Annotated in this window: 22 protein-coding genes; 9 read left to right on the plus strand and 13 right to left on the minus strand. The window is 73.0% G+C overall.

Annotated elements, in window-relative coordinates; translation table 11 throughout:
* On the plus strand, positions 1 to 254 hold a 254-nt coding region (locus tag ACXR2U_RS13000; RefSeq protein WP_458825471.1), incomplete at its 5' end, for a helix-turn-helix domain-containing protein.
* A 72-nt stretch (positions 255 to 326) separates the two neighbouring features.
* On the opposite strand, the gene ACXR2U_RS13005 is transcribed toward ACXR2U_RS13000, so the two are convergent.
* Positions 327 to 686, minus strand: a complete 360-nt coding sequence (locus ACXR2U_RS13005) for a nuclear transport factor 2 family protein (protein WP_458825472.1) — start codon at positions 684 to 686, stop codon at positions 327 to 329.
* On the minus strand, positions 686 to 1,651 hold the full coding sequence (locus ACXR2U_RS13010; protein WP_458825473.1) for an alpha/beta hydrolase: 966 nt from the start codon (positions 1,649 to 1,651) through the stop codon (positions 686 to 688). Before ACXR2U_RS13010 ends, ACXR2U_RS13005 begins: the two co-directional genes overlap by 1 nt.
* Before the next feature lie 211 nt (positions 1,652 to 1,862).
* On the opposite strand from ACXR2U_RS13010, the gene ACXR2U_RS13015 reads away from it, so the two are divergent.
* Both ACXR2U_RS13015 and ACXR2U_RS13020 read left to right on the plus strand, forming a co-directional pair.
* Entirely contained in the window at positions 1,863 to 2,498 is a 636-nt protein-coding gene (locus ACXR2U_RS13015; protein ID WP_458825474.1) for an NADPH-dependent F420 reductase, read from the plus strand.
* Positions 2,499 to 2,503: 5 nt separating this feature from the next.
* Positions 2,504 to 3,436, plus strand: coding sequence for an SDR family NAD(P)-dependent oxidoreductase (locus ACXR2U_RS13020; protein WP_458825475.1), 933 nt, complete (start codon positions 2,504 to 2,506; stop codon positions 3,434 to 3,436).
* 197 nt (positions 3,437 to 3,633) lie between these two features.
* Here the strand turns inward: ACXR2U_RS13020 and ACXR2U_RS13025 are convergent, their stop codons facing one another.
* Positions 3,634 to 4,767 (minus strand): epoxide hydrolase family protein, encoded by a 1,134-nt coding sequence (locus ACXR2U_RS13025; protein WP_458825476.1) that lies wholly within the window; start codon positions 4,765 to 4,767, stop codon positions 3,634 to 3,636.
* A gap of 103 nt (positions 4,768 to 4,870) precedes the next feature.
* Here ACXR2U_RS13025 and ACXR2U_RS13030 point away from each other — a divergent pair, with 103 nt between their 5' ends.
* The gene (locus ACXR2U_RS13030) at positions 4,871 to 5,920 is read left to right on the plus strand and encodes a DNA polymerase III subunit beta family protein (protein ID WP_458825477.1); all 1,050 of its coding nucleotides are present in this window, start codon (positions 4,871 to 4,873) and stop codon (positions 5,918 to 5,920) included.
* 5 nt (positions 5,921 to 5,925) lie between these two features.
* On the opposite strand, the gene ACXR2U_RS13035 is transcribed toward ACXR2U_RS13030, so the two are convergent.
* Together ACXR2U_RS13035 and ACXR2U_RS13040 are read right to left on the minus strand one after the other, a co-directional pair.
* Entirely contained in the window at positions 5,926 to 9,366 is a 3,441-nt protein-coding gene (locus ACXR2U_RS13035; RefSeq protein ID WP_458825478.1) for a hypothetical protein, read from the minus strand.
* Complete coding sequence (locus ACXR2U_RS13040; RefSeq protein ID WP_458825479.1) at positions 9,363 to 12,290, minus strand: hypothetical protein; 2,928 nt, start codon at positions 12,288 to 12,290, stop codon at positions 9,363 to 9,365. Before ACXR2U_RS13040 ends, ACXR2U_RS13035 begins: the two co-directional genes overlap by 4 nt.
* Before the next feature lie 224 nt (positions 12,291 to 12,514).
* Between ACXR2U_RS13040 and ACXR2U_RS13045 the strand changes: the two genes are divergently transcribed.
* Positions 12,515 to 12,805: a hypothetical protein gene (locus ACXR2U_RS13045; protein ID WP_458825480.1), complete on the plus strand. Its 291-nt coding sequence runs from the start codon at positions 12,515 to 12,517 to the stop codon at positions 12,803 to 12,805.
* On the opposite strand, the gene ACXR2U_RS13050 is transcribed toward ACXR2U_RS13045, so the two are convergent.
* Both ACXR2U_RS13050 and ACXR2U_RS13055 read right to left on the minus strand, forming a co-directional pair.
* Positions 12,788 to 13,435, minus strand: a complete 648-nt coding sequence (locus ACXR2U_RS13050) for a DedA family protein (RefSeq protein ID WP_458825481.1) — start codon at positions 13,433 to 13,435, stop codon at positions 12,788 to 12,790. The genes ACXR2U_RS13045 and ACXR2U_RS13050 overlap by 18 nt on opposite strands.
* Before the next feature lie 67 nt (positions 13,436 to 13,502).
* Positions 13,503 to 13,685, minus strand: a complete 183-nt coding sequence (locus tag ACXR2U_RS13055; protein ID WP_458825482.1) for a hypothetical protein — start codon at positions 13,683 to 13,685, stop codon at positions 13,503 to 13,505.
* A gap of 176 nt (positions 13,686 to 13,861) precedes the next feature.
* Here ACXR2U_RS13055 and ACXR2U_RS13060 point away from each other — a divergent pair, with 176 nt between their 5' ends.
* Complete coding sequence (locus ACXR2U_RS13060; RefSeq protein WP_458825483.1) at positions 13,862 to 15,091, plus strand: acyl-CoA dehydrogenase family protein; 1,230 nt, start codon at positions 13,862 to 13,864, stop codon at positions 15,089 to 15,091.
* Positions 15,092 to 15,200: 109 nt separating this feature from the next.
* On the opposite strand, the gene ACXR2U_RS13065 is transcribed toward ACXR2U_RS13060, so the two are convergent.
* From ACXR2U_RS13065 to ACXR2U_RS13085, 5 genes are read right to left on the minus strand one after another with little or no spacing between them, the layout of a single operon-like run.
* The gene (locus ACXR2U_RS13065; RefSeq protein ID WP_458825484.1) at positions 15,201 to 15,698 is read right to left on the minus strand and encodes a S26 family signal peptidase; all 498 of its coding nucleotides are present in this window, start codon (positions 15,696 to 15,698) and stop codon (positions 15,201 to 15,203) included.
* A complete protein-coding gene (locus ACXR2U_RS13070; RefSeq protein ID WP_458825485.1) occupies positions 15,695 to 17,539 on the minus strand; it encodes an ABC transporter ATP-binding protein in 1,845 nt (614 codons plus the stop codon). Before ACXR2U_RS13070 ends, ACXR2U_RS13065 begins: the two co-directional genes overlap by 4 nt.
* 8 nt (positions 17,540 to 17,547) lie before the next feature.
* Complete coding sequence (locus ACXR2U_RS13075) at positions 17,548 to 18,123, minus strand: TlpA disulfide reductase family protein (RefSeq protein WP_458825486.1); 576 nt, start codon at positions 18,121 to 18,123, stop codon at positions 17,548 to 17,550.
* 1 nt (position 18,124) lies between these two features.
* Positions 18,125 to 18,679, minus strand: a complete 555-nt coding sequence (locus ACXR2U_RS13080; RefSeq protein ID WP_458825487.1) for a MauE/DoxX family redox-associated membrane protein — start codon at positions 18,677 to 18,679, stop codon at positions 18,125 to 18,127.
* 9 nt (positions 18,680 to 18,688) lie between these two features.
* Complete coding sequence (locus ACXR2U_RS13085; RefSeq protein WP_458825488.1) at positions 18,689 to 18,907, minus strand: hypothetical protein; 219 nt, start codon at positions 18,905 to 18,907, stop codon at positions 18,689 to 18,691.
* A 150-nt stretch (positions 18,908 to 19,057) separates the two neighbouring features.
* Between ACXR2U_RS13085 and ACXR2U_RS13090 the strand changes: the two genes are divergently transcribed.
* The 3 genes from ACXR2U_RS13090 (at position 19,058) to ACXR2U_RS13100 (ending at position 22,465) form a co-directional block, all read left to right on the plus strand.
* Positions 19,058 to 21,544, plus strand: a complete 2,487-nt coding sequence (locus ACXR2U_RS13090) for an NB-ARC domain-containing protein (RefSeq protein ID WP_458825489.1) — start codon at positions 19,058 to 19,060, stop codon at positions 21,542 to 21,544.
* 118 nt (positions 21,545 to 21,662) lie between these two features.
* Positions 21,663 to 22,151 (plus strand): SRPBCC family protein, encoded by a 489-nt coding sequence (locus tag ACXR2U_RS13095; protein WP_458825490.1) that lies wholly within the window; start codon positions 21,663 to 21,665, stop codon positions 22,149 to 22,151.
* The gene (locus ACXR2U_RS13100; protein WP_458825491.1) at positions 22,148 to 22,465 is read left to right on the plus strand and encodes an ArsR/SmtB family transcription factor; all 318 of its coding nucleotides are present in this window, start codon (positions 22,148 to 22,150) and stop codon (positions 22,463 to 22,465) included. Before ACXR2U_RS13095 ends, ACXR2U_RS13100 begins: the two co-directional genes overlap by 4 nt.
* A gap of 69 nt (positions 22,466 to 22,534) precedes the next feature.
* Here ACXR2U_RS13100 and ACXR2U_RS13105 read toward each other — a convergent pair whose 3' ends face one another.
* Positions 22,535 to 22,834, minus strand: coding sequence for a putative quinol monooxygenase (locus tag ACXR2U_RS13105; protein ID WP_458825492.1), 300 nt, complete (start codon positions 22,832 to 22,834; stop codon positions 22,535 to 22,537).
* Between the last annotated feature and the right edge of the window lie 150 nt (positions 22,835 to 22,984).

Consider the following 22,984-nt stretch of genomic DNA (forward strand, 5'->3'; position numbering starts at 1 on the left):
GGGCGGCGGCCGAGTTGCGCGCGGCCGGCGCGGCCCAGCCGGACCGCCGGAGCCGGCCGCCGGTCGGTGCGCTCTCGTCACTCACGGCCCAGGAGTTCGAGATCGCCCACCTCGCGGCCGACGGTTGGTCCAACAAGGAGATCGCGGACCAGGTCCACCTGTCGCACCGCACGGTCGGCAGCCACCTCTACCGGATCTTCCCGAAGCTCGGCGTGCGCTCACGCGGCCAGTTGCGCGACGTCCTGGATCGCTGAGTCCGATCTCCTGCTGCGGGCGTCGGACACGGCACCGACCCGGTCGGCGCCGTGTCCGAGACACCTCCCGGCTCAGTCGCCCAGCACGGTCCAGAGTCGCGCGATCGCACCGTCGGCCACCTGGACGACGTCGAGGCCTCGCAGCACCGGGTCACCCCCGGGCGGTCCGAGCCGCCACGGGCGCATGCCCAGGTCGCCGACGCCGCGGAACGGGCCGTCCGGGACGAACACGAATCCCGGTGCTCGCGCCAGCAACGCCGTCACCGTCGCGGCCAGGTCGTTCCGGCCGGTGACCGTGCGCTCGCCGTCGACGAACACCACATCGGCCGTGAACACCTCGTCGACGGCGGACGCCCGCTGTCCTGCGTCCGGCTGGTTGAAGACGTCCTGCACCATCCGCTCGAGCAGCGCCTCGGCCGAGACACCCGGCATCAGTCGGTCCCGAGGACGCGACGCAGGAACGCGATGCCCTGGGCGATGGCGGCTTCCGCGGCGTACGTGCGACGCAGCGGGTTGAGGCCGACGAAGTCGTGGACGATGCCGCCGTACCGGACCGTCGTGATGGGGACCCCGGCCGCGCGGAGCTTGGCGGCGTACGCCTCACCCTCGTCCCGCAGGACGTCGGCCTCACCGACGACGACCAGGGCCTGCGGCAGTCCCGACAGCTCCTCGACCGACGCCCGCAGCGGCGACGCGGTGATCTCCGCGCGTTCCGCGGGATCGGTCGTGTATTGGTCCCAGAACCACTGCATGCCCTCGCGTGCGAGGAAGTACCCCTCGGCGAACTGGTGGTAGCTCGAGGTGTCGAACGAGGCGTCGGTGACCGGGTAGTAGAGCAGCTGCCCGACGAACGACACCCCGCCACGCTGCTTGGCGAGGATCGTGGTCACCGCGGCCATGTTGCCGCCGACCGAGTCCCCCGCGATCGCGATGCGCGAGGTGTCCAGGCTCTGCTCCGGGCCGTTCATCGACAGCCAGTCCGCGACCGCGTACACCTGCTCGATCTGCGTCGGGTACTTCTTCTCGGGCGCGAGGTCGTAGTCGGGGAAGACCACCGCGGCGCCCGTTCCCACCGCGAGTTCGCGCACCAGACGGTCGTGGGTCTGCGGGCCGCCGAACACCCAACCCAGGCCGTGGACGTACAGGATCACCGGCAGGACGCCGGTGCTCCCGGCGGGCCGGATGATGCGCACGCGCACCGATCCGGTCGGTCCGCCCTCGACGGTCAGGTCGGAGATGTCGGCGGCGGGCAGCACGGGCGGCGGGTCCGACTGCACGCCGTTCACGATCGTGCGCCCCTCCTCGGGCGAGAGCTGGAACAGGAACGGCGGGTTGGCGTTCGCGTCGGCGAAGGCCTGCGCTGCTGGTTCGAGAACGGGTTCCACGGGCTGGGTCATCGGTCTTCCTCTCCGACGGACGACGGTCGTCCGGTCGCACCGTCGACCCTCGGCGAGGTCGGGGCGGCGCACATCAGTCACCTGACTCCGGTTCCGCCACGTCGCCGCACCGCCGCGAGCCGGAGTCAGATGACCGATGCGATCGACCACTCCCCCTCCGCATGGTGGCGGTCCACGGAGCCCGCCCGGGCCTCGCGACACAGGAGACGACATGACGACGATCGGCATCATCGGCACCGGCAACGTCGGGAGTCAGCTCGCCCGGGCGGCGGTGCGCGCCGGCTACTCGGTCGTGCTCGCCAACTCCCGGGGCCCGGAGTCGATCGCCGACCTGGCGACCGAACTGGGAGAACACGCTCGCGCTGCAACGATCGACGACGCGGCGAGCGCCGGCCGGATCGTCGTGGTCAGCATCCCGCTCCAGGGATATCCCGACCTGCCGGTCGATGCGCTCGACGGCCGGATCGTGGTCGACACCGGCAACTACTACCCCGCGTGGAACGGGCAGATCGACGCCCTCGACGCCGCGACGACGACGAGTTCGGAGATGCTGCAGGCGCTCCTGCCCGGCAGCCGCGTCGTCAAGGCGTTCAACAACCTCGGTGCGGCCGACATGACCACCGACGGTGCGCCGGCCGGGCAGCCCGGTCGGCGCGCGCTCGTCGTGGCGGGCGACGACGCCGACGCGCGGCGGCAGGTCGCCGTGGTGGTGGACGCGTTCGGGTTCGACGTGGTGGACGCGGGTCCGCTCGCCGAGGGCTGGCGTTACCAACCGGACCAGCCCGCCTACGGCGTGCGCCACGACGCGGCCGGCATGCGAGCGGCAGTCGCCGCGGCCCGCCGGTGATGAGCATGAGCCCCATCCGCACGCCGTTCTCCGCCCGCAGCACCGCGTCCGACGTCATCGCGGGGGTGAGTCTCGAGGGTCGACGCATGATCGTCACCGGCGGTGCGTCGGGACTCGGGGCGGCAACGGTGCGGGCGTTGCACGACGCCGGCGCCGAGGTCACGGTGGCCACCCGCAACCCGGTCGCGGCGCAACCGCTGGTCGACGAACTGCCTCGCGTCGACGCGGCCGCGCTCGACCTCGCCGACCCTGCCTCGGTGCGTCGTTTCGTCAACGGCTGGACCGGTCCGCTCCACGCCCTGGTGGCGAACGCCGGCATCATGGCGCTGCCGACACGGCAGGTGAATCCCGCGGGATGGGAGCTGCAACTGGCGACGAACTTCCTCGGCCACTTCCTCCTCGCGCACGGTCTGCACGGCAACCTGCGCGCGGCCGGATCGGCCCGACTCGTGATGGTCAGTTCGGGCGCCCAACTGCGCAGCCCGGTCGACCTCGACGACCCGCAGTTCGAACGCCGCCCCTACGACCCCTGGACGGCGTACTCGCAGTCCAAGACCGCCGTGGTGCTGTTGGCGGTCGGTGTGAGCCGTCGGTGGGCCGCCGACGGCATCCTCGCCAACGCGCTCGCTCCGGGCTCGATCCACACCAACCTCCAACGCAGCCTGGGTCCCGAGACGATGCGCGCGATGGGGGCGATGGACGACGAGGGGAACCTCGTGACGCCGGCCCACTTCAAGACCGTCGAGCAGGGCGCCGCCACCTCCGTGCTCCTGGCCGGCTCACCCCTGCTCGCCGGCGTCACCGGGCGGTTCTTCGAGGACAACCAGGAGGCTCCGACGGTCACGGGTGGCCCCGACGCTCCGCCCGGCGTGGCTGAGTGGTCACTCGACCCCGTCGCGGCCGATCGCCTGTGGGACCTCGCCTCGCAGACCGTGTGATCAATCCTGCGACAGCATCTGGGCGTTGATCGCCGGTACCGCCCGCGACTGCTTCAGGCGCAACCCTCGGCGGTTGTCACGGATGAGTGCCGGCGGCGGCGTGATGACGGTCGGCCTCGGCGGTGATCTCCTCGCGGGTCACGGGCGGACACCAGGAACGTTGCACGACGGTCGGGTCACAGCCGCGTCGACGCCGGTCACAGCGCACGCAGCGTCGCGCGCAGTTCCTCCGCGAAGATGTCGGGCTGCTCCCACGCCGCGAAGTGCCCGCCACGCTCGGGTTCACCCCAGTGGACGATGCTGCGGAAACGACGCTCCGCCTGCCGGCGGGACGGGCGCGGCACCTCACCCGGGAAGACGCTCGCACCGGTCGGTACGTCGATGACGTCCGACGTCCGCGAGGTGAGCCACTCGCTCACCTCGGCGATGCTCTCCCAGTAGAGCCGGGTCGAGGACGCGGCCGTCCGCGTGAACCAGTAGAGGCTGACGTCGTCGAGCACCTGGTCGCGGGTGAGACCGTCCGTGCGCGGGTCGGTCCACCTCCACAACTTCTCGCCGAGCCAGGCAGCGAGCGCGGCCGGCGAGTCGGTGAGCCCGTACCCGAGCGTCTGCGGGCGGGTGGCGTGCACCGCTGAGTAGCCCGAACCGGTGCGGCTGCGCTCGTCCAGATCGCGTAGCGCGACACGCTCGGCGTCGGTCAGGTCGTCCGCGTCGCGATCGGGTGGGACCAGCGGTGGCACCAGGTGCAGGCCCAGCAGCCGATCGGGGCGTTGGAGCGCGATGCTCGTCGAGACGCTGGTGCCCCAGTCGCTCCCCGCGGCCACGAACCGTTCGTGACCGAGGCGGGTCATGAGCTCGCACCAGGCCCGGGCGATGCGGTGGATGTCCCAGCCGGGCACGGCCGGTCGGCCGCTGAACGCGTACCCGGGCAGAGACGGCACGACCACGTGGCACGCGGGCGCACCGGGTGGCGGGTCGACCAGACGGAACGCGGCCTGCTCGAACTCCAGGAACGAGCCCGGCCAACCGTGGGTGAGGACGACCGGGAGGGCGTCGGCGTGAGCGGAACGCACTTCGACGTAGTGGATGACGACACCGTCGATCGACGTGCGGAACTGCTGCAGCCGGTTGAGGCGTCGTTCGGTGGCGCGCCAGTCGTAGCCGTCCGCCCAGTACCCGACGAGGTCGCGGACGACGTGCAGCGGCGCGCCTTGCGACCAGTCGGTCACGACCTCGCGATCGGGCCAGCGGGTTCCGCGCAGGCGGCGCCGCAGATCCTCGAGCGCGACGTCCGGGACGGCGATCTGGAAGGGCGTGACGAGGTCGGTCATGCTGCACCTCCTCGGGTGTGGGGTCAGCATCCCGGTGTGCCCCCTGGTGGTCCACCAGGCACGATCCGGGCTTGACCCTCGAGTGGGTCGAGACAGGAGCGTCGTGGACGTGGAGAACGAACTGCTCGGCATCGGCCGGATGTCGTCGCTCAGCGGGCTGCCCCACAGCGCACTGCGCTTCTACGACGGCGCCGGGGTGTTGCGGCCGGCGGTGGTGGACCCGGCGTCCGGGTACCGCTTCTACCGTCCGGACCAGGTGGCGACGGCCCGACTCGTGGCGCACCTGCGCCGGGTCGACCTCCCGCTCGCGGACATCGCGGTCGTGCTGCGGGAACCGGCTCAGGCCACGCGGGTCCTGACCGCTCACCTGGACCGCCTGGAGGCCGGCTTGGCCGACGCCCGCAGGGAGATCTCCATCGTCCGACACCTACTCGAGCACGAGGAGAACACCGTGAACCACTGCACCCTGCCCGCCGCCGACCTGATCCGCGCGTTGCGCGACGTCCGGTACGCCGTCGGTGACGACCCCGACACGCCGCGCCTGGCCGGGGTCTACCTCGACAGCGAACCCGGGCGGCTGCGGGTGGTCGCGACCGACCGCTACCGGCTCGTCGTGAGCATGGTGACGACGTCCGACCCGGTCGACCTGCACCTGCTGCTGCCGACCTCGGCCGTCGACGAACTCCTCGGCAGCGGCGGCACCGGAACCCTCGACGTCGTCGTGGCCGACGGCGAGATCACCCTGTCCGGTGGGGACGTCGTCGTCCGGGCGGAGGTGCCCGACGTCGACTTCCCCCCGTACCGCAGCTGGTTGGAGCTCGGCCGCCGCCGGGAGGTCACCGTCGACTCGGCAGCGCTCTGCGCCGACCTCGACGCCGGGGACACCCACACCCTCACCCGCGACCACGACGGCGTCGCCTTCGACGTCAGCAGCGTCAGCATCACCTCGGACGGCGTCCGCGTCGGCCGCAGCGACGACCCCGACGCCGTGGTGGTCGGCGTCAACCGCGACTTCCTGCGCCAGGCCCTCGCGGCCGGCGATCAACTCGTCCTCGGCCTGGACGACCCCATCACTCCCCTCGCCGTCCGCCACCCCGGACGCGAGGGCACCATGTCGATCCTGATGCCGGTCCGGCTCGACCGACCCGCCTGACCTCGCTACCCGCTGACGGGCGTCGGCAGCGCGACGACGTCGAAGAACACCGCTCCGGTGGCGGACTCGATCTGCGTGCCCATCGGCGGCGGGTCCGGCGGATCGTGGCCCGGATCGGGGACGACCTCGTCCTCCACCTCGAACACGCGGACGCGTCCGACGGTGTGACCGGCGGGCACGGTGTAGACGATCGTGTCGCCGACGGCGCCGTAGCGCACGTCGGGGACGACCGGGAACAGGCCGGGGCCGGTGCGGTGCACGGGCGCGGGCGTGGTGCCGTCCGTGGTCGGCTCGAACGCGACCATGACGACGTTGCCCCACGCACCCTCACTCTGCGGGGTGATCCCCGTCAGCGTGACGGCGATCCGGGTGCCGACGACCGCGACGGTGAGCGTGCGGTCCGGCAGCAGCGGGACGAAGTCGGCGAGCACGACGGCCGACAGCTCGCATCCCGGTTCGCTGCGTCGTTGGTAGCGGGCGAGAGCGGGGCGCATCAGCGGCCGGTAGGAGCCACCGGCCGCCGTGGGCAGTGCGAAGTCGGCGAACCACCGACCCGCGGCGGGATCGGCGAAGACCTCGGCCGGTACGACGTCGACCTGTCGGCCGTCGACGGACCGGACGACGGTGGCGACGGGGTCGCTGCTCGCCACGACGTCGGCCGCCGACGGGAACCGGGGTGGTGTGACGGTGGCCTGCACCGGGTCGCGGCCGACCTCGGTGACGTCGACCGTCGTGTCGCCCGTGGCGGGGCGGGCGAACACCAGCGCGATCCGTTCGTCGTCCCCGCTGTCGAACCACGGACGCTCGAGCTCGACGCGGACCCGATTCCCTCGACGGACACGGGTGATCGTCGAACCCGTCGACGTCGTGTCCCACGCGAAGGCCGGCACCACGGCGGCCACCTTCGGCGGGGCGGGTCGCTCGGAACTCGGCACGTCGACGGTGAGCGTCAGCGGTGCCGCGGCGAAGTCCTCGTCGGGGCCGTCGGGGAAGAACCCGCGGAACCGGCTCACGGCCGTGACGTCGTAGGTGACCTGTCGGTAGCGCGTGTCCGGCAGGTGGTGGACGACCTCCGCGGTGGTGTCGCCGCGGTGGACGACCAGCGACTGCACCGGGACGCCGCCGACCGGTTGACGTGACGGCATCGCGGCGTCCGGCACCGTGGGGCCGTCGGCGACCTCGGTCCACGACGCGGTGACGTCCACCTGCCCGGTGCTCGCGGTGTCGACACCGAACACCGGACGGGTGGGTGTGATCGACACGCTCGCTCCGTCGCGCGCGCCGAGGACGATCGCCCCGCTCGCCGGCAGCAGCGGCCGACGTACGGCGTGCACGCACGACACGGTCATCGTGGGCGTCACCATCGGGTGCCGGCCGACGGTCGCGGCGGTGAGGCCGGCGTCGGTGCCGTGCGCGATCGAACTCGGATCGCTCCATCCGGCCACAGCGAGTTGCTCCAGAACAGCACGGTCGACGGTCGAGGCGAGGGCGACGGTCGCCTCCTGCGCAGGGGCGAGGCTCACGACGAGGCCGTCGTCGGTCCACGCCAACAACGGGCTGTCGGCATCGGCCGGGCGCACCACGATGGTGGTCGCGGTCGTGTCGGGCCACGCCGACCACGGCCGGGTCGCCGGGCCGACGGTCACGGTGTCCGACACCGCGGTCGCGGTCAGCCCGTACGCGGCAGGGTCGGGCAACTGCTGCGCCGCCGCCAACTGCACGAGCGGCCAGGTCGTCTCCGCGTCACCCGAGAGCGCCCCGTGCCACTCGGCGGTGGTCAGCGCGACCGTCGGCCGGGTCAACGTCCGCTGCGTCCGACCCGTGCTGGGCGGGTCGGCCGCGCCACCGGAGGGGTCACCGCCCTCGCTGGTGACGACCAACTGGCCGAGGGGGAAGCCAGAGCCATCCGCGTCGCTGTCCACGGCAGTGATCCCGGGCGACGCCACGGGTTCGTAGCGGGCGAAGGTGAACGCCGTCGTGGCGTGGTCGGTCGGCGAGGCGACGTCGACCGGGACACCGCCGCCGGCGATGTCGGCGACCCTCGCCCGCAGCTGGTAGGACGTCCCGAACCGCAGCGGGGGCAGGCTCGCCGCCGGCACGGCGAACTCGGTGCTCAGTCGGTACGGCAGGTCGGCGGGGTCCGGTGGGTCGGACAGGTCGTCCCCCGCCCCGGGAAGACCCGTGCTGCGCAGGGGAAACGGCCTCGGTACCGCCAGACTCCACCCGTCCCACCGGGTGACGACCTCGTCGGTGCGCACCTGCCCGGACGCGTCGCGCACCGCGGCGTGGACCTTGACGTGGCCTTCCTCGAACGCCGCCGCGGTGCCGACGAGGGTGTCGTCGAGGTGGTACGTCGCCTGTCGCGCGCACAACGGGTTCCAGGTGGTCTCGTCCGCCGCCCGCACGTCGATGCGGTAGCCGAGCACGAGGTCCTCGGCGTGCAGCACCGGGTCCTCGGCGGCCGCCAGGGCGAGCGAACGGGCCCGCCGGGTGTCGAAGACCTGTTGACGGTCGACGCGCAGCAGCAGCAGGCCCGCCGTGCGGAGAGCGGGGAGCACGTCGAGCACCGGCTCCGACCCGCTCCGGCTGGGCGCCTCCATCCGTGACGCTGCGGACTCGGAGTCGACGGCGGCGAGCCGCCAGCGTGTCGGGTCGTCGAGGGGGACGACGCCGTGGTCGATCTCGGCCGGATCAGCCGCGGCCGGCAGGAATACGGCGTCGACGTACGCGGTCGAGCGGGGCACGACGGTCGGAAGAACCGGGGTGGTGTCCCCCGCCCCGGGCCAGTCGACCCGCACCGTCCCGTCGCCGGGCGGCACGGTTCCGGACGGCAGTTCGAGTTCGAAGATCAGCCCGAGCGCCTCGAGCACGCGTGGGTGTTCCCGCAGCAGCCCGTAGATCCGGTTCGCGTCGGTGACGCTCGGCGGGGTGTCCACCCGCGGCTGCGCGAGTTCGGACGGAGGGCCGAGCGAGATCACCGGCGGCGCCCACGCCGGGCTCTGCAGCTCGCGGGCCACCACCGTCGCGTAGGCGTCCTGGGCGCCCGTCGGGTCCGGACCGGCCGTGGCGGCGAACGCCTGCGTCGCGGCCCGGAAGCTCGCGTCGAGCGCGGCGACGGTGAGGCTGGTCGGGGTGACCGTCACGCCGCCCGCGGCCGCCGCCCGTGCGGTCGCGACCGCGGGTGGCACCGTCGCCCGCCCGAACACCAACGGCCACAGGCCTGGCTGGTCCCTCCACCGCGGTGTGACCTCGACCGTCACCGGGTTGCCCGTCGTCGGGGTGAGCGTGACGGACAGGGACGTCCGGAGGGTGGGCGGCGGCCACGCCGCGAGGAAGTTGTCGGCCGGCGGACCGGCGTCGAGACGCGGCACGACGACGACACGCAACACGGCCGAGCCGTCCGCGTCGACGCCGCCCGGAACGGGACACAGCAGCAGCGTGCTCACGCGCCGAACGCCGCGCGATAGGCCTGCCACGCCGCGTGTTGCTCGTCGCCGACGTCGAGTGCGGCCACGTGGTCGTCGCCGCGGCCGCCGGCGATCACCCACTCACCGCTGTCGAGTTCGACGGAGTCGGACCAGATCGTGACGTCGACGTCGATGACCAGGGTCGCCCGGCCGGACAGGGTGCTGTGGTCGCCGTTCCGCGCGTAGCTGAGCTCCAGCGACAGTTCGACCGAGACGGTGACCACGCCGAGGACCTGCAGCGAGCCGCCGAACCGCAGGAAGGCGCTGGCGGTGATGTCCGTGGTCGTGGCGGTGACCTCCACGAGGAAGCGCACCCCGCCGAACGCGTGCACCTCGCCCGCGGCGACGATGAAGTCGACCGCCAGTTGCGCCCCGAAGTCCAACGAGCCCTCGAAGCGTCGCATCCCGCTGGTGTCGACGAGCAGGTCGACGTACCCACCGCCGCCGAAGGCGAGCACGGTGGCGGTGAACGGGTTGTCGCGGGTGGCGAAGTGCATCGCGATGCTGACCGGGTCGCCGGTGAACGGGACGACGGCCGAGGCACCGAAGTCCACGTTGCGCAGGCAGATCACGCCGGCGCTGACCTCGGGTGCGGAGAACGAGTACGACGCCGTGATGCCGTCGGCGTCGAGCCTCACCAGTTGCCCGGCGTCGCCGAAGTCCACGGCTTTCTCGAGCATCGCGATGACGTCGAGGTCGCCTCCGAAGTGCGCGGCGACGCCGGACGCGGTCAGCGTCGGCGGCCGTCCCTGTTGCGCGTCGAACGTCAGCGACCCGAACGTCACCGTCAGCAACGGGTTCGTCCGGTCGGGGATGGCGAGGGCGAAGTCGCTCAGGACGCACTGCACGGTCGAGGCGTCGGCGGAGACCGTGGCGCTCAGGTCGAGGGTGGTGTCGTGGCCGTCGGGTGAGGCCAGGAACGAGTCCTTGCCGAGCGGCTTCAGACCTGTCCAGGTCAGGGTGACGGGCGGCGGCTTCCCGGCCGCGACGTCCTCGGCGGTACGGGCGAGTTGGAGGATCTGGGGAACGGGCAGGTCGCCCATCGTCGTCGGGAGCAGGTCCCGCAGTGACAACCCGAGCAGTTCCGCCTCGCCGAACAGGTCTTTCACGCTGTCGGTGACCGGTGAGTCGGCTGCGGCGGAGAGCAGGGCCTTCGCGGTGGGTCCGAGCTCGCGCGACACGGTGTCGGCGACCAGGGAGGGACTGACCAGCGCGCCGGAGCGTTGCGGATCGCCGGCGAACGCCAGCACCAGCGCCGCGTCCTCGCCGGCCGGGACGTCGGCGACGCGCAGGTCCTGCAGCACGGTGGTCGCCTGCGCACCGACATCCGCGAGTTCGTCGCTCAACGCGGCGTCGACCACCGACGGCACGCCGGGCGGCAGCAGGGTCCGGACGGCCGGCGGGTCCACGCGGACCGAGGAGATCGTGGGCACGTAGCTCAGCGGGTCGTCGACGGCGCCTCCGGCTGCGAGCAGGGTCTGCACCGTGATCCCGTGGACGATGTGCACGTCGGACGGTTTCGGCGCCGCTGCGCGGACGAGGTCGACCGGGACGGCCGGCACCGGGATCCGGGCGGTGGCGAACGCGACGTCGAATCCTGCCGGGGACGGCGGGTCGACGTGCGGCAGGTCGTGGGGTGGCGGCTCGTGGTCACCGCGACCCGGCGGTGTCGCGGCGCTCGACTCGTCGAGGTCGGACGTCTGCGCCCCGACGAACACCATCGCCACCGCGACGTCGACCGGGCCCAGGGCGCCGGACAGCCGCACCGGGACCTGCACGTCGACCGAACCCCGCTGCAACGGTCCCTGGGGCGGGGTGCCGGTCAGGGTCACCGGGTCGAGTCCCGCGATCGTCGTCGTCAGCACCTCGGCGCGGTCGAAGGGGAACGCGTACCCCACACCGGGAGCTCCGGCGACGTACTCGCGGACCGGCTGCACGTGGACGGTCGTCCACACCCGCATCAACGCGACGCCGCCGGAACCCTCGGTCTCCACGGATCTCTCTGCCAGTTCGACCAGGACCGCGGCATGGCCGAACGGCAGCAGGACGCCCGGCTGGGTGAACAGCACGCGGCGGTCGCGGCCGAGCGCGAGATCGTGCTGCCAGGTGGTGGTCGTGACCGCACCGGGGTCCGTGTCGCCGTCACCCGTCACGGACGGCTGCCCCCACGTTCCGTGAGCGGTCAACGTGCCACCGAGGGCGGACAGCCGCATGCGCTCGACGGTCGGGCGGACCGGCGTCCCACTCTGCTCCGCGGCGCGGGACACGGACAGGATGGCCGCCCGCTGGCCCTGGAACAGCGGGCCGTCGGTGGTGTGGGGCACCGAGCCGGTCGGTTGGACGTCGCCGAAGGCGTCGAGCACCATGGCCTGCAACCCCGACGGTGCCGTCACCTCGGTCTGCCACAGCGCGGTCGTGCCGGCGTGAGTCCGGGCGGTGACGGGGTGGTGCAGCGTGACCGGCTCCCCGCTGACCCTCGGCGCCGGGGCGAGGACGAGGCCGGCCGGCATCTCCACCCCGGCGTACCGCGGCTCCGCGGCCGGCGGCACCCACACGGGGAACGAACCGATCGCACCGAGCACCCCGTCGACGGTGACCGGCACGACCGTGCCGGTCGGAACCGTGATCGTCAGCGTCGACAGCCCGGACGGGTCCGATCCGGCCAGACCACCCGGCGGCCACGGGTACTCCTGGTCGAGCTTCTGTTCGTACTCGGCCTGCGTTCCGAAGGTCACCACCACCGCCGCGAGGTCCGCCGCGACCATCGTCACCGGGCCGCCGGGTGTCGGCGTTGCGGTGAAGCTCTGGAAGGAGACCTCCAGCCGGAGTTGGTCCTCCGGCCGGATCACGACCCAGGTCGGGAGTCCGGGTCCGGGGTCGCCCGCCGTCTGCTGGTGCTCCACGGACCGGCCCCTCTCGAGCGGGTGTGATCGGGTCGCGACGGCGCGCCGGCTCACGCTAAGGACTCGGCTGATCCGAGGTCAACGATCGGGGACAACCCTGACGCCGACGTGACCCGTGCCTGATCCTGCGACGGAGATCTGTACGAATGGCGCAGAGTGCAACGCTCCGCCACCACCCACGGCATCGAGTCGCCACCGCGGGTGGGGTGCGACATCCTGTGTCGGTGCACCGTCGCCCGCGAACGCCGCTCATCGTCGCCGCTGTCGCCGTGCTGGTGCTCGCGGTCGGCACGACCATCTTCTTCACCCACTGGCACGAGTTCCCCGGCGGCGCGGAGGTCGGCTACTCCAGCTACCAACCGCTCGAGGCGTTGTCAGCGCCGTCGTCCACGGGCGTGCTGTGGAGTGGGACCGCCGTCGCCGGACTCGCCGTGACGGCGGTCGGCCTCCTGCTGCTCGCGGGCGTCGCCGGGTTCCTGATCGGGCGACGGAACGCGTCAGGGCTGGTCGGGTAGCTCACCGCCCGGTGCGTCCTCGTCGTGGCGGTCACGGCGGTGTTCACGGATGCGCCACACCACCAACGCCACGACGACGACCGCCGCGACGGCGATCGCCGCGCCGCGGCCCACGGTCTTCTCGATGCGCTGGTAGGAGTTGCCGGCCAGGTACCCGAGCATGACGAACCCGGCGCCCCACACCAGACCGCCGGCGGCGTTGAAGGACAGGAACCGCAGGTAGGGCATCCGCGACGTGCCGGCCAGAGCGGGCATCACCGCGCGGAAGAACGCGACGAACCGGCCGAGGAAGACGGCCGTGCCGCCGCGGCGCCGCAGGAAGTCCTGCGCCTGGTCGAGACGACGGCGCCGCGTGCGGAGGAAGCGGGCGCCGAGGATGCGCGGGCCGAGGTGGCGGCCGACTTCGTACCCCACGCTGTCGCCGATCACGGCCGCGGCGACGACCACGACGAGCATGAGGGCGAGCGGCGCCTGGCCGCGGCTGGCGATGACTCCCCCGAGCACCGCGGCCGTCTCACCGGGCAGGACGAACCCCACGAACAGCGCGTCCTCCGCGAACACGAGCGCGCCGACGACGACGTAGACGACGACCCCGTGCACGCCGAGGAGCTTGTCGACGAGTCCGGTCATCGGGAACCCGTCAGCCCGTGCGCCCGGCGAGGACGCCCCGCACACCCGTGCGGAACCGACGGCACGCTCAGGCCGCGGTGACGGGCCGAGGTGGTGTGGACGTCAGGCGCGCCAACAACACCTCGTTCAGCTCGTCGACCTCTGAGGGCAGCGCCGCTTCGAGGAGGGCGATCGCGTCCGGGCCGTACGGGAGCGGCCACGCCTGCCGCGCGCGCGGCAGCGCCGCCGGAAGGTCCCGAGGTGAGGTCACTGTGAAATCGTGACAGACCAGGAGGGCACCGCAACTCGAAGCCCCGATGCGTCACGGGAACTCGGGCGGGACGTCGGCCGCGAACGAGTGGCGGACCAGGGGCTCGCCATGGTGACCCGCGGGAAGTCGGTGTTTCCACGGAGGTCACGAGGAAGAACCGGACGCACGCTGATCCCATGACTCACGACGATGCGCCCGCGATCGAGGTGCTCCACGATCCGCCAGCCGCAGCAGCAGAGCCCGGAACGGTCGCCGCGCCGCGCTCGAGCGACGGGGTCGGACCGGAGGAACCGGCTCGGACGATCACCCCCGAACTCCTGGCGACCCTCGCGGGCAACGCCGCCGCAACCGAGTCGGCGGGCCGACTCGCACCGGCCTCCCTCGACGCGCTCCGAGCGGCGGGGTGCTTCTCGACCGCCGGCACCGTCGCAGCCTGGCAGGACCCACGCCAGCTCGCGGCCGACCTGCAGGTGCTCGGCGCTGCGTGTCCCGCGTCGGCGTGGGTCGTCGCGTTGACGACCGCCGTGACCGGGTTGCTGCCGTTCGCCTCCGCAGCAGCCCGATCGACCCTGGCGGCTGCGAACAGTCCGGTCATCGAGAACTTCGCACCGGGATCGCTGACATCCCACGACGACGGGTTCCTGCTCGACGGCACGTGGCCGTACTGCTCCGGATCGGAAGTCGCGACGTACGCGATGCTCGGGGCGCTCCTGGTGGAGGCCGGCCGGCCTCCGCGCATGCGGATGGCGGTCGTGCCGACAGCGGAGCTCCGACTGGTCCGGACCTGGGACGTCGCCGGACTGCAGGGCACGGGAAGCCACACCTTCGTCGCCGAGAACGTCCACGTGGCGGACGACTTCGTCTTCGACCTGCCCGCCGATCCCCAGGTGACCGGACGCGCGACGCTGCTCACGACGACGCTCACGTCAGCCGCCATCGTCGGTATGGCGAGGGGTGCGCTCGGCGTCGTGACCGCGCTGGTGCACAGCGGGAAAGGCCCGTCACGAACCCGGTACACCTCCTACGCCGCATCACCGGGTGCCCGCGCCCTGTTCGCCCGATCACGCGCACAGATCACGGACGCCGCGGCGCGCGTGGATGCCGTCGCCGCGGAACTCGCCCGCCATCCCGCCGCCGGCGACCCTGAGCCGTTCGACCTGTCGGCCAGACTCGAACTCCGTCGATCCTTGATCGCCGCGGTCCGTGACGCACGCAGCGCCGTCGACGACCTGCTCGACCTCCACGGGTCCGGGTCGAGCGCGTTCCCACGGTCGAACCCACTGCAACGGTTCTGGCGCGACATCGGGGTCGGCAGCCGACATGCCGGGTTGCGCGGCTACCTGCTCGACGAGGACCTCGCCCGCGCGCTGCTCGGTCGAGACGACTACGCATCCACCCGGTGGTGAGCACGGGTCGACCACGGAAGCCCGGCGCCGACGCCGGATGCCCTGCACGTGGATCGTGCGTGCGACGGTGGTGCCGAGGTTCTGGAGCGCCGCCGCTCACCGGGTCCTGTCACGGGCCCACCACGAGCCGCCGACGGTGGCCGACGTGAGCCACCGGGGCGGCCTCGAGCCGGCGGACGACCACACCGACGACGTCGTCGGTGTGGAACAGGCCCAGTTGCCGCGAGTCCAGGCTGCGCGACGCGTTGTCGCCGAGAGCCACGAGCCGTCCGGCGGGCACCTCACCGGCCGGTGTCGACGTGGCGCGGACGGCCACGGGCACGGCGTCGCCGGGTAGCGCGGCCACCCGCTTGATCAGCCGTCGAGGCGTCGGGTCGGGCGGTCGCGGCCCGCGCCGGGCGGCGCGTGCCTCGGCTGGCGGCGCGAGGACCACGACCGCGCCGCGTCGCAGCCCGGCCGGACCACAGCGGCGGACCAGGACGCGACTGCCCGCGGGCAGCGTGGGCTCCATGCTGTGGCCCTCGACCGTCACGACGACCAGAGCCCGTCGCAGGACCACCGTGGTGGCCAGGAGGAACCCGCCGACGCACGCGGCCTTCCGGCTCATCGTGGACCGGCCACGGTGACCGCCGGTCCGGCCGTGGCGACCTCGCGATAGCCGTCGGCCTGGGCCGCGAACAGGTCGGCGTACAGGCCGTCCTCGAGGTCGACGAGATCGGCGTGGCTGCCGGACTCGGCGATCACGCCGTCGGCGAGCACCACCACGCGGTCGGCACCGCGCAGTGAGCCCAGCCGGTGGCTGATGAGGATCCGGGTGGCGCCGACGTGGTGCTGCGCGAGTCGCCGGTGCAGGTCGCGTTCCGCGGCGGCGTCGAGCCCCGCGTTGGGCTCGTCGAGCAGCAGCAGGTCACGGTCCTGCCGCATGAACGCGCGGGCCAGCGCGACGCGTTGCCACTGACCGCCGGACAGCGGGACACCGTCGCCGTCGCCCGGGTCCTCGAAGGAGCGCGAGAGCAGGGTGTCGTACCCGCGCGGCAACTCGCGCAGCATCGGGTCGACACCGGCGCGGGTCGCGGCCGCCTGTACCGCCGACCGGTCGTCCAACCGACCGACGTCACCGAGTCCGACGTTGTCCGCGGCCGACAGGTCGTAGGTCACGAAGTCCTGGAACACGGCGGCGATCCGGGCGCGCAGGTCGGCGGGAGCGACGTCACGGATGTCGAGGCCGTCCCACAGCACCCGCCCCCGGGTGGGGTCGTAGAACCGGCACAGCAGCTTGACCAACGTGCTCTTGCCGGCCCCGTTGAGCCCGACGATCGCGAGCGAGCACCCGTGCGGGATGTGCAGGTCGACCCCGCGCAGCACCCAGGGCCCGTCGTCGGAGTACCGGAACCAGACGTCCTCCAGCGTGATGCCGTGTCGCAGCGTCGTGAGCGGCACGGGCGCGACACCGGGTCGCCGGGGCAGCAGGTCGGCGGGCGTGTCCTCGACCGCGACGAAGTGGTCGAACGCGGCGACGGCCTGGTGGACCGTGGCGACGCGGTTGACCTGCGCCGCCACCGCGGCCTGCAGTCCGCCGATGGCCCCGAGGTACGCGACCAACGCCCCCACCGCCTGCGCGCCCACCGGACCGGCGACGACCGTCCACAGCAGGCCGGCGCCGGAGACCACGGCGGCGAGCGCGGCCAGGGAGATCTGGACCCACAGGTCGCGACGGTCGACGCAGCGACGCCGACGATCGGCCTCGGTCAGTTCGGTCAGCATCCGCCGACGGAACAGACCACCCAGGCCCAGCAGGCGGACCTCCTTCGCGGCGTCCAGGCTGGTGAGCAGCTCGCCGTAGAAGAACTCCCGCCGCTCCACCGGCGCGGTCCGGAGCAGGACGTCGGCGCGCAGCCGGCTCACCCGGATCTCGGCCACCAGCGCCGGGACGGCGGCCAGCAGTGCCACCACGGTCATCACCGGGTTGACCCGCGCGAGGACGAGGGCGAGCCCCACGATCGTCACCGCGCCCTGCACGACGCCGACCACCCCGTCGACCACCTGGCCCGGCCCGGTGCGACCCCCGTACTGCGCGAGTCGCAACCGGTCGCGGAAGGCCGGGTCCTCGAACCGGACGAGGCCGGACAACCGGTCGGTGGCCGCGAATAGGGCGTCCTGGGCCGCCCGGCCGGTGGCGCGCAGGAGCTCGGCGAGCATGAACTGCGCGACCGAGGGCACCACGGCGGCGACGAGGCCGGTGACGACGATCGCGAGACCGGTCCCGACCAGCGCCCGACCCCCCGCGACCGAGGCCGCGGCCGTGCTGAGCAACCACACCGCCGCCACCGGCAGCAGACCACTCAGCGTGCAGACGGCGAGGTACGCCGTGACGACACCCGGCCGGGCGCGCCACGCGAGTCGCCAGGCCGCCCAGCACGACCGACCGAACCTCGACGTGCCGGTCACCGCGTCGCTCAGCGGCCGACGGGCAACGGCAGGTCGCTCAGGTCGTACCCGCTCGCCACGACCCGTCCGCCCACGTCCACCACGGCCACGACCGGGAAACCCTGGACGCCGAAGGAGACGGGCACCTGACCGCCGTCGACGTCGCGCACGACCTTCGCGACGGGGGCGAGCTCGGACCGGAACTGTTCGTAGACGTCGTCGTCACCGCCCTCGGGCTCGCCGACCACGACCCCCAGCACCCGCTCACGGCCACCGGGCCACGACCGGGCGGCGTCGACGACACCGGGAAGCGCGTCGCGGCACGACGAGCAGTGGGTGGACAAGAAGGCCACGAGAGTGGGCCCGGACAACCCTTCGCGGGTCACGGGTTCGTCCTCGGAGCTCAGCGCCATGAAGGGGTGGACGGTGCCGCCGTCGGCGATGCTCATGGCGGGTTCGGGCGCCCACGGCGTGGCCGCGGCGACGACGCCACGAGCCAGGCGGGTCTCGTGGTCCTGCAGCCTCCGGACCACCCCGAACGTCAGGACGAGATTGATGCACAGGGCAACGGCCAGTACGACGACGACGGCAACGAGAACGGCCATCTCAACTCCCGGAAGCGGTGGGGACGGGGGTGAACAACGCGACGACGTCGTCGAAGCGGATGACGAGCAGGGCGCCGACGAGCGCGAGACCGGCGGCGAGGACGGCGGGGGCGACGGCGGGAGCGGTGGTCGCCGGTGCCGTGACCGTCGTCAGCACGGCGACCGCCAGCAGGGCCAGGTTGCGGACCACGTGACGGGCCCCGACCGGAGCCGTCGAGGCGCCGAAGCAGGCGCAACCGGTGACGACGCCGCGACGCAGCAGCAGCACCAGTCCGGCGGTGAGCCCGAGCAGCAGCAGCGCGGCGAGCACGCTCACGGCGAGGCGGAACCCGGCGACGGGCAGGAACACGGAGGTCAGCAGCAGCACGGTGGTCACCAGTTCGAGGCCGGTGACGGCGGCGGCGACCCGACCGGCGTACCGGTCGGGCGCCACCCGCCAACCCCGCACCGACGACACGAACCGCCGGCGGACCTCCCGGCTGTGGAGCTTGCTCCACGACGACACCGCGAGGACCCCGCCGAGCAGGACGACACCGAACAGATGAAGGGAGGACACGTCGTCGTCTCAGGCGCAGTTGCGGACGACGTAGTAGCAGGGCCCGCAGCTGAGCTGGCACGTTGGCGTGTACGAGCAGTTCTGCACCCGGGCCTTCCTGTAGGGCGCCGGACAGTACGGGCTGCAGTTCCGCGTGAAGTTGTCCGGCGGGCAGCCGGCGGCGGCGTCCATGCCCGGCACGACGGTGACGAGCAGTCGCTCGCCGAGTCGCTCCAACGTCTTGCGCATGTGGTGCTCCCTTCGCTCCCGGGAACGGGGGTCGTCCCAGCGGGGTGCAGGTGATTCCAGCGCCAAGTCCCCGTGGACGACGGCCCTGATGGACAATCGTGGACGTTCCCGGACACCGGACGGACCGGCAGCGAGGAGGGGGTCGGACGGGTGACGGGTGCATCCGGGCCGCCCGAGCCCGATCGGATCGAGGACCTGGCCGACCTCGCCTCCCACCTCGACGCCCTGCGCCGCCGCGCGGCCGACGGCACGGGCAAGGCCCGGGTGTCGCTCGCGGCGTTGGCCGGTGCCGTCGGCATCCCACGCTCGACCACGCACCTGTACGTCACCGGTCGGTCGCTGCCGCCTGCCGACGTGCTGGACGGGATCGTGATCGCGTTGGGTGCGACGCCGGAGGAGCAACGGGCGTGGGCCGAGGCCTGGTACCGGGCAGGCGTGCGGCGCGACGTCCCCCCGCCGCCCCCGGGCGAGGCCGACCGCCCACCACTCGTCCCCTGGTCGGCCCCGACGCCGCGCCAACTGCCGCCGGCCAGCCGGTTGTTCGGCCGCGACGACGCCCTCCGCGACGTGGTCGACGCCCTCACCGCCCCACGAGCCCCGTCCGCCGACGACGTCCCGACCGTCGTGCTGCTGCACGGGTTGGCGGGTCAGGGCAAGACGGCCCTCGGGGTGCGCGCGGCCCACCTCGTCGCGGACGGTTACCCGGACGGCCAGCTGTACGCGGATCTCGGCGGCGGGCCGGGCGGTCGGTCGCCGGCCGACGTCCTGGCCATGTTCCTGCGGGCACTCGGCGTCGACACGACAGGTTCTCGCACCGACCTCGACGAGCTGTCCGCCGCGTTCCGCACCGCGACCGCCGACCGCCGGTTGCTCATCGTGCTCGACAACGCCCACGACGAGGCCCAGGTGCTCCCGCTCGTGCCGGGGTCGAACGGGTGCGCGACGCTCGTGACCAGCCGCGCCGCGCTGCCCGACCTCGACGTCGCGCTCCGGCACCGCGTCGCGCCGCTGGACGAGACGGCGTCGCTGTCACTGCTCGCCGCGGTCTGCGGCGCGGAGCGCACGGTGGCCGAACCGGCCGCCGCGGCCGCGGTCGTCGCCCACTGCAGCGGCCTCCCCCTCGCCCTGCGCATCCTGGGTGGTCGGCTCGCGACCCAGCCGCAGCTCGGGCTCGCCGAGCTCGCCGCCCGCCTCGTGGACGAGGACCGGCGCGTGCGGCACCTCGCCTCGGCCGGGCGCAGCGTGCACGCGGGTCTCCGGCAGACGACAGGAACGCTCGGCCGGCACGCGGTGCAGGCCCTGAACGCCGCGGCGGCCTTCGGCCCCGTCGACTTCGGGTGGTGGCTGGTCGCGCCGCTCGCGGACGTGGAGCTCGACCAGGCCGCGAGCGTCGCCGAGGAGCTGGTCCTCGCGGGGGTCCTGGAACCCGCGAGCCGACCCCCGGCGCCGTCGCGGTACCGCCTGCACGACCTCGTGCGTGCCTTCGCCGCGCCGTCGGCGGACCCCGCCGCTGTCCAGCGCGCGGTCAGGTGGGTCCTGGACCTGACGGCCGTCGCCGATGCGGCGTTCACCGGTCGCACGGTGGACAGCGGGCCCGTGACCGGCGCGACCGGCCGCCGCAACCCGCAGGTGACGGCCCTGGTCGGCGCCGTCCGGTCCGACCCCGGGAGCTGGAGCGGGAGGGACCTCGACGTCGCCGGAGCTGCGCTCACGCTCGCGGTCCGCCGCGACGACGCCGCCCTCGCCGCGAGGCTGCTCACCCACCTCGCCCCGCTGCTGACCCGACTGCAGGACGTCGACCGGGTGGTCGAGGCGGTGGCGACCTGCCGGACGGTGGTCGGCGAGGACCCGGAGGCCGCCGTCAGGTGCGACGTGGTGCTCGGACAGGCGTTGCTGCAGCGCAGCGAGTACCCCAGGGCCACGCAGCTGCTCACGGCTGCCGCCGGCGCCTCGGACGCACTGCCCCTCCACGTCCAGGCCGACGTCTGGCGCAACCTCGGCTTCGGCCGGACCTTCTGCGACGACCCGGACGGGGCCGTCACCGCGCTGCGCGCCGCGCTCGACCGGTCACTGGACGCCGACGACGTCTGGGGCCTGGCGGAGGCGCACCGCGGCCTGTCGGTCGTCCACCGCGAGACGGACGTCGCGGCGGCCGTGCGTCACGGTGAGACCGCACGCGAGCTCGCCGACGCGACCCCGGACCACCGGGCGCGGTCGATCGCCCGCTTCGGGCTCGCCCGGTTGGCGCTGCGCGTGGGCGACCCGCGGCTCGCGGTGAGACACGCGGAGCAGGCGTGGGAGATCGCCCACGCGCAGCACGACCCGACCGCCGAGGGTTGGTGTTCGGTGCTCCTCGCCGACGCCCACCGTGCGGCGGACGACCTGGTCACCGCCCGCGTGTTCGCGCAACGCGCGGCCGAGATCGCCGACTCGACCCAACGCGCGGACCTGCGGGCCGCGGCGTACGCCGCGCTCGGGCGGGTCGAGCAGCGTCGCGGCGACGGCGCGGCCGCGGAACGGTGGCGGCGTTCCGCGACCGGCTTGCACCGCCGTTTCGACAGTCCGAGGGAACGACGCGAACTCCGGGACGGGACGCACGACCACGACGCCCGCACCCCCGACGTCGACACGGCCTGAGGCGCGGCAGCCCACGCCCGGTCGCAGGTGCCACCACCTGCAATCTCGCAGTTGCACACCCGTCCGTGACATGCAACTGTGGAGTTGCACAACACGTCACCGACCGAGGGAGGTCCTCATGGACGACACGGACACCACCACCGTCACCCCTGACGTCGACGGGCTCGATCCCCTCGACCGCATCGACAAGAGCATCGACATCGACGCCAGCGCGGAAGAGGTGTTCGCCCTGGTGTCGCGGCCCGGCTGGTGGATCAACACCGGCAGCATCGACCCCGCGCCCGACCTGCGGTCGGACGACGACCTGACAGTGCTCACCCACGCCGAGTACGGAGAGTTCCGGTTGCAGACGGTCGAACGGCGCTCACCGTCGTACGTGTCGTTCCGGTGGCATCACCGGTTGCCCGACGACGGCAAGCACCGTTCCACCCTGGTCGAGTTCCACATCCGGGATCGAGCCGAGGGTGGGGTGACACTGCGCGTGGTCGAGAGCGGGTTCACCGCCCTGCAGAAGCCCCGGGAGGAATGGCTCGAGGACCGGTCGGACAACGACACGGGCTGGGACATGGAACTCGGCGCCGCCCGGACCTTCCTCGAGGAGAAGTGACCGCGAGCCTGACACCGGTCTTCACGGCGCTGGCGGACGACACCCGCTGGCTGGTACTCACCCGCCTGGGCCACAACCCGGCGTCAGCATCGGCTCTCGCCCGCGACCTGCCGGTCAGCCGGCAGGCCATCGTCAAACACCTGGAAGTGCTGCGGGCTGCGGGTCTCACCGAGACCCGGCAGCAGGGCCGCGAACTCGTCCACTCCGCGCGGAGTGGACGGCTGGAAGATCTCGCTCGTGACCTCCAGGGGATCGCACGGGGCTGGGACGAGTCGCTCGCCCGGATCAAACGGCTCGCCGAGGGAACCCCGTGAACTGACCTCCTGCGTCGCAGCCGACCTGCCTGCGACTCGAGGACGCGGTGGTCGATCTCCGCAGCTCCGTCAGCCCGGGAGCTTGTCGGCGATGATGTCGATCTTCTCGATCCGCGGCTCGGAGAACAGGACGCCGGTGTTCGGCCCCAGGGCTTGACCCACGCCGCCGGCGAGGTGGGCGTCCCTGGCCGCGTCGTCGGGGAACACGTCGTAGACGCCGAAGCTCGACGGACCGAAGCGGAGGGCGAACCACGCCACCGTCCCGGGCTCCCCCATCACGATCGACCTCGCGCCGGACAGGAACTCGGCCAGGTCGCTCTCCCTGCCAGGCAGTGCTTCGAGACGCACGAGCAGGGCCTTGGTCACCATGGTGGACTCCTCGACACGCGCTGATCCGCACGCATGGACGCTTCGGCGACTGCGTCCACCGTCCGGGCCCACCGGGAACGGCCGGTTCCGGTGATGGTTCTCGCCGCGTGTTCGACGTGGTGCCACCTGCCGCGAACGCTAGCGCTCCCG

This window comes from Jatrophihabitans sp. YIM 134969 (assembly GCF_054456675.1).